The following is a 6471-nucleotide window of genomic DNA, read 5'->3' as shown; positions in this document are numbered from 1 at the left end:
GATCCCCGGCCTGATCATCTTCTCCGACGCCTTGAACCATGCGTCGATGATCGAAGGCATTCGCTACGCCAAGTGCGACAAGGTGATCTGGAAGCACAACGACATCCATGATCTCGAAGCCAAGCTGGCCGCCGCCGATCCGAAGGCGCCGAAGCTGATCGCCTTCGAATCGGTCTATTCGATTGATGGCGACATCGCCCCGATCAAGGAGATCTGCGACCTCGCCGACAAATACGGCGCGATGACCTATCTCGACGAAGTCCATGCCGTCGGCATGTATGGTCCGCGCGGCGGCGGCATTGCCGAGCGCGAGGGCCTGATGGACCGCCTGACGGTCATCGAGGGCACGCTCGGCAAGGCATTCGGCGTCATGGGCGGCTACATCGCCGCCTCGACGGCGCTGTGCGACTTCATCCGCTCGTTTGCCTCTGGTTTCATCTTCACGACGGCGCTGCCGCCGGCCCTTGCTGCCGGTGCGGTTGCCTCGATCCAGCATCTGAAGGTCAGCCCGTTCGAGCGGGCGCGCCACCAGGATCGTGTCCGCAAGCTGAGGGCGCTGCTCGATCAGCGCGGCATTCCGCACATGCCGAACCCGAGCCACATCGTGCCGGTCATGGTTGGCGATGCCGCCAAGTGCAAGTGGATCTCCGACCTGCTGCTCGACAATTGCGGTGTCTATGTGCAGCCGATCAACTACCCGACGGTGCCGAAGAAGACCGAGCGGCTGCGCATCACTCCGACGCCGCTGCACAGCGACGCCGACATCGAGCATCTCGTCGAGGCGCTGCATTCGCTCTGGGCGCGCTGCGCACTGGCGCGGCACGTTGCCTAGCCAGCGCTATTCGGGCGGGCGATTGCGAGCGATAGTGCTCGTATTGCCCGTGGATGATCAAGGAGTTCGCTCGTTCGAAATGAGCCATACGCCACGGACACCAGAACGCAACCCGCAACGGACAAGGCTCTGCCAGGGCGACGATGCTTGGAGAAAGTATTGGCGACTGTTCCCGGCCGTGTCGACCGCCTCCTGCCAAGCTGAAGAGGGTGTCAGTCGCCGGCGGGCAAGGAAACCACACCCGTTCGGCAGCCCCCGGCATGGCCAGAAGGCTCGCCAATAATTGATCGCGATCAAAGACGCATTGGTCCTTCCGGTGGACAAGACGTTATCGAATTCCTCAGGAGAAGACGGCCTTGATGATAGCTCAACACGACCGGCAAGCTGCCATCGCGCAGAATGATCAAGCAGATGAAAAGGAAGGTCCGGTGCCGTCGAGGCGGCAGGCCGTGGCGCACCTGCGGAGGCTTGTTCCTCTTCTTGGAAGCCACCGACGATTGACAATCGGCGCGACGCTTGCCCTCACCGCCGCAGCCTTGATTTCGCTTGCGCTACCGATGGCCGTTCGGCGCATGATTGACAACGGCTTCGGGCAGGGCGATGGCGAATTCATAAACCGCTACTTCCTGATGGCAATGGCCCTGGCAGTGGCGTTGGCAATTGCCAGCGCTCTTCGATACTATTTCGTGACGGCACTGGGAGAACGCCTGGTAGCCGATCTCCGGAAGAAGGTCTTTGGCCACGTCCTGTCACTTCCCGCCCAGTTCTTCGATTCGAACCACTCCGGCGAAATTGCCTCGCGTCTCACCGGTGACACTGTCCAGATCAAGACGGCGGTCAGTCTGACAGCTTCGGTGGCGTTGAGAAACTCAATCCTGTGCGCGGGCGCCCTCGGCATGATGTTCGTGACAAGTCCTGGCCTGTCATCGATCGCCCTCGCGGTGATCCCCTTGATCCTCGCACCGCTGATTGTCTTCGGCCGCTCAGTCAGGAAAAAGTCCCGAGCGGCCCAGGACTCGCTTGCGAGCGCCTCCGCCTATGCCAGCGAAATCATTGCGGCAAACCGGACGGTGCAGTCTTTCAACGCCGAAGATGCTGCCCGTCAACGGTATGTCTGCGACGTCGAAATGTCCTACGGCAAATCCATTGCGGCGGCACGCTCGCGCGCTTGCCTGACAGGCTTTGCCATCGCACTCATATTCGGCAGTGTGGTCGGCGTCCTCTGGCTCGGGGCGCAGAGCGTCCTCGCCGGCACGCTCTCGCCAGGAAGTCTCAGTCAGTTTCTGATCTACTCGGTGATTGCAGCCGGCTCCTTGGGCTCTCTATCGGAAGTCTGGGGTGAGCTGGCGCAGGCAGCAGGCGCCGCCGGTCGGCTCTTCGAGCTTTTGAATGAACAAACCTATGATCGCGAGCCTGAGGCAAGCATGCCGCTTCGCAGCCCCGTCCGCGGTGGCATCGAGGTATCAGATCTGCATTTCTCCTATCCCAACACCCCCCAGAAAGAAATCCTCGCCGGACTTTCCATGACGGTCTCTCCGGGAGAGACGGTCGCTCTTGTCGGGCCATCGGGTGCCGGAAAGAGCACGGTCTTTTCGCTTCTGCTCGGATTCTATGACGGCAGCGCCGGACGCCTTTCCATCGATGGACGAGACGTGCGCTCCATCGCCCCGCGAGACCTCCGCAAGGAGATTTCGATCGTGCCACAAGAGGTGACGATTTTCGCGACCACCATCTTTGAAAACATCGCGTTCGGAAGACCCGACGCAACACGGGACGAGGTCGTCGCAGCCGCGATCAAGGCCCAGGCGCATGGTTTCATCACAGGCCTTGAGAATGGATACGACACTGTCGTAGGCGAAAGGGGTCTGACCCTTTCTGGAGGACAGCGGCAGCGGTTGGCGATTGCCCGCGCTATACTGAAGGACGCCCCTGTCCTCCTGCTCGATGAGGCAACCGCGTCGCTTGACGCCGAGAACGAGCAGCTCGTGCAGGAGGGCTTGGAACAGCTCATGGACAATCGATCGACCATCGTGATCGCTCACAGACTTGCGACCGTTCTCAAGGCCGACAGGATCCTTGTGGTCGACGCGGGCCGGATCGTCGAGCAAGGAACGCACGCCTCCCTAATGCGCAACGGCGGCCTCTACAAACGGCTGGCCGAACTCCAGTTCAAGGGGCCCGCCACCGACTCCGAGCTGGACGCAGCGTGAGGCGCCATCCAAACCGCACACCGGTCGATGCAGCGATGCGAGCTGGTTCGCCTGCGGGCGAGGGTGGGATGACGAACCAAACCTTGCGACCGGCCGCGGGGAAGTGGTGCGCTGAGGTCGTGGTGACGCGCAGGACGTGCGATGAAGGCGTTTCTGTGTACGCAAAGTCTTCAGCCCCTGTTTGGGGATTGGCTCGCCAATTTAGGGTCGGTTTGTTAAGCTGCCGCTAAGCCAAGCGAGGCTCGGACATGCCAAACGATCCACCGCGATCTCATCTGGCGGCAATGAAAGGAGACGGCTTCTACAACCGTCATTCCTCAATGCAGGCCACTGGCATTTCAGCACTCCTTTCATTGTGGGAAACGGCGTGCCGGACAATTGCCGCGGGCGAAGGTCCCTTCACCATCGTCGATTATGGTTCCTCACAAGGCCGCAATTCGATGACCCCCATGCGCGTGGCGATTGAGGCGTTGAGGCTCCGGTCGGGCCCATCCGTGCCAATCGAAGTCGTCCACACTGACCTACCCACGAATGATTTTTCGGCTCTGTTTGAAGCGCTTTCTTCAAGCCCTGACAGCTACATGAATGAAGCTTCTGATGTTTTTCCTTCTGCGATCGGCAGGTCGTATTTCGAGCCATTGTTCCCACGTCAACGCGTGGATCTCGGATGGTCGACGTGGTCATTGCAGTGGATGAGTACCGGAATGATCGAAGCGCCTGATCACATTCTCGCTGGAATGAGTGCCACGCCTGCAGTGGTTTCTGCGGTAAAGCGACAACAGGCGAAAGATTGGGAGCGCTTCCTGGTCCTAAGGTCACGGGAAATGCGCCCTGGCGGGAAACTCGTGGCGGGCTTTACGGCCCGCACAGCCGACATCACGGGTTGGGAATGGCTCCTTGGCGAGCTCTGGTCGGCATTGAGCGACATGAGGACGGATGGCTGGCTTTCGGAACGAGAGCAGACCCGCATAACAATACCGATCGGCATACGGACCTTGGAGGAGATCAGGAAACCGTTCTTGAAAGTCGAAAATTTCGCCGATCTAGAACTCGAGCATCTGGATCTCGTCAGACTCACGGATCCTTGTTGGGAGCAATTCGAAAGGAACGGCGATGTGTTGGCGTTCGCCAAGCGTCACACGGCAATGATGCAAGCCTGGTGCGAGCCGACAATCGCGAGCTTGATCGAGCCATATCGCAATCCGGCCGCATTTGTCGCTGAACTGTTCAAACGGTTTGAGCGTAGACTGGTTGAAGGTCCCCGGCCTCACGAACCCTACATGGCCGCCGTGGTGTTATCCAAACGAGCCTAGCCAGAGAATTGGCGCGCGGCGGAAATTTGACATTCTCAATGATCCTTATGCCAACAAATCTCCTTCTGCCAATACGGGTATGTTCTATCCGGGCAGCCCTCTTGAGAGAGGCTCTGAAGGTCTTTTCCGTCCCGTCCCGTCCCGTCCCGCCCCGACAGCCGGCCCGGTGAATGGTGGGCGCCATAAGCTTGCTGCGACTTCTACATTGCAGCAAGCCGGCTCTCACTTCATGATAAGCGCATCGGATATCGAAAGCGGCGGCTGATGCATATCTTCCTCGTTCGACACGGCGAATCGCTTGGCAATATCAATGAACAAGCCTACCGGCAGTTCGGCGACCATAATGTTCCGTTGACGCAGTGGGGGTATCGGCAAGCACTGGCGGCCGGGCGAGCGATCGCAGCCTATCTTGCCGAATTGCCGCGCGGACAGATACGACAACTTGACGTCTGGTATTCTCCCTATATGCGGACGCGGCAAAGCAAGGACGCCTTGCTGGAGGCGCTGCCTCCCGGATTGGTCAGGAGCGTTCGTGAGGACTACCTGTTGCGCGAGCAGGATTTCGGTCTCTTCACCGAAATCTATGACCACGCGGAGCGAAGACAGAAATTTCCTGATGAGTTCGAGAAATGGGCGAGATTGCGGAGCAACAGCGGGAAGTTCTACGCAAGGCCACCCGATGGCGAGAGCCGGGCGGATGTGGCCCAGCGGCTTCGTCTATTCCTTCAAACCGTGACGAATGACGTGCGCGATGACAACAACGACCTGATCGTCGTTGGCCATGGTGTCACCAACAGAGCGTTCGAAATGAACTTTCTCCACCATGCCGTCGATTGGTTCGAGCGCTCCGACAATCCTGGAAATTCCGACGTGACTTTAATCGCCGGGACACACTCGCGCGGCTTCAGATCAACCCTGTTGCACAAGGCCGAAGACCGCAAAGCCGGGGATGAAGAGCTGCGCGATGCCTATGGATCCGAACTGACGCTCACGCCGAAAGCCACGCCATAGACCCGCCGCTATCGCATATCCAGAAAAGTGCGACTGCTTCGACCCCGGGGCATGAAGGGCCTCCATTGGAGGGAGGGTTCGAAGCACCGGTTGCCACGATGCCTCGAAGCCTCCCTCGTCCTTCCAGGAGATGAAGGACAAGGAGGACATAGGTCGCAAATCGGAGCGGGGAAGGGGCCACAGCCTGAGACACGCGAATATGGTCCATCTGCAAGGCGGATAGTCGGCTAGCAAAATCAAGCGCCTGGGAAAGGAAATCTTGCGGGACCATGAAAAAGTCAGAACGTGTTGTCGATTCTGGCCGTCCCCAAACGTTCCTTGTTAGACTGCGGTTACGGAATCCGCCCAGTCGTCCTTTCAATATCTGGAGGAGTTGATGTGATGGATGCGAACAATCTTGTTTCCGCGCGGGAGCTGGCCAGAAGAAACGGCCTCAGTTTTCCGAACGAAAGCCCCGAGTATCGGCAGGCCCGCGATGAATTGCTCGCCGAGGAAATCGAGTTGCGCCGACATATCGAACGCGTTGCCGAGCAGCGCCGCGCACTGCCGCCAGGCGGTCAGGTCCGGAAGGACTATCGCTTCCAGGGCGCCGATGGCGAGGTTACCTTGAGAGACCTGTTCGGGGGCAGATCCACATTGGTGATTTACAGCTACATGTATGGGCCGCAACGCGAACGACCATGCCCGATGTGTACGTCCATGCTGTCGGCGCTCGACGGAGAAGTCCCCGATATTTGCCAGCAGGTCGCCTTTGCCGTCGTCGCGCGCTCGCCGATTGAACGTTTATTGGCGTTCAAGAAGGAGCGCGGCTGGCATCACTTGCCACTCTACTCCGACACGACGGACGAATTCAGTCGCGACTATCACGCCATCGGTCCTGATGGCGGCGATGACGCTGCCTATAACGTCTTCACGATCAAGGATGGCGTCATCCATCACTTCTGGAACCCGGAAATGGGCCCCGCAACTGCCGATCCCGGCCAGGATCCGCGCGGCGCGCCGGATTTCATGCCGCTGTGGACCGTGCTCGACACAACGCCGGATGGGCGGCCGCCGAGCTGGTATCCGAGCCTTGCCTATAGCAGTAGGCCGTAGGGCATGGCCG

General features: G+C 59.5%; 5 protein-coding genes. All 5 read left to right on the top strand.

Translation table 11 applies throughout. The features are described from left to right. The coding region (gene hemA / locus C934_RS0120275) for a 5-aminolevulinate synthase (protein ID WP_018858456.1) at positions 1–832 on the top strand (832 nt) is incomplete at its 5' end. 389 nt (positions 833–1221) lie between these two features. Further along, complete coding sequence (locus C934_RS0120270; RefSeq protein ID WP_026371958.1) at positions 1222–3042, top strand: ABC transporter transmembrane domain-containing protein; 1821 nt, start codon at positions 1222–1224, stop codon at positions 3040–3042. Positions 3043–3290: 248 nt separating this feature from the next. After that, a complete protein-coding gene (locus tag C934_RS0120265; protein ID WP_026371957.1) occupies positions 3291–4355 on the top strand; it encodes an SAM-dependent methyltransferase in 1065 nt (354 codons plus the stop codon). Between the two features lie 264 nt (positions 4356–4619). Then, positions 4620–5366 (top strand): histidine phosphatase family protein, encoded by a 747-nt coding sequence (locus tag C934_RS0120260; protein ID WP_018858453.1) that lies wholly within the window; start codon positions 4620–4622, stop codon positions 5364–5366. Between the two features lie 381 nt (positions 5367–5747). Beyond that, on the top strand, positions 5748–6461 hold the full coding sequence (locus tag C934_RS0120255; RefSeq protein WP_018858452.1) for a DUF899 family protein: 714 nt from the start codon (positions 5748–5750) through the stop codon (positions 6459–6461). Positions 6462–6471 lie beyond the last annotated feature (10 nt).

Origin of the sequence: Rhizobium sp. 42MFCr.1 (assembly GCF_000377185.1) — a bacterium.
GTDB lineage: Bacteria > Pseudomonadota > Alphaproteobacteria > Rhizobiales > Rhizobiaceae > Rhizobium > Rhizobium altiplani.
This window is presented reverse-complemented; position numbering and strand designations above follow the sequence as displayed.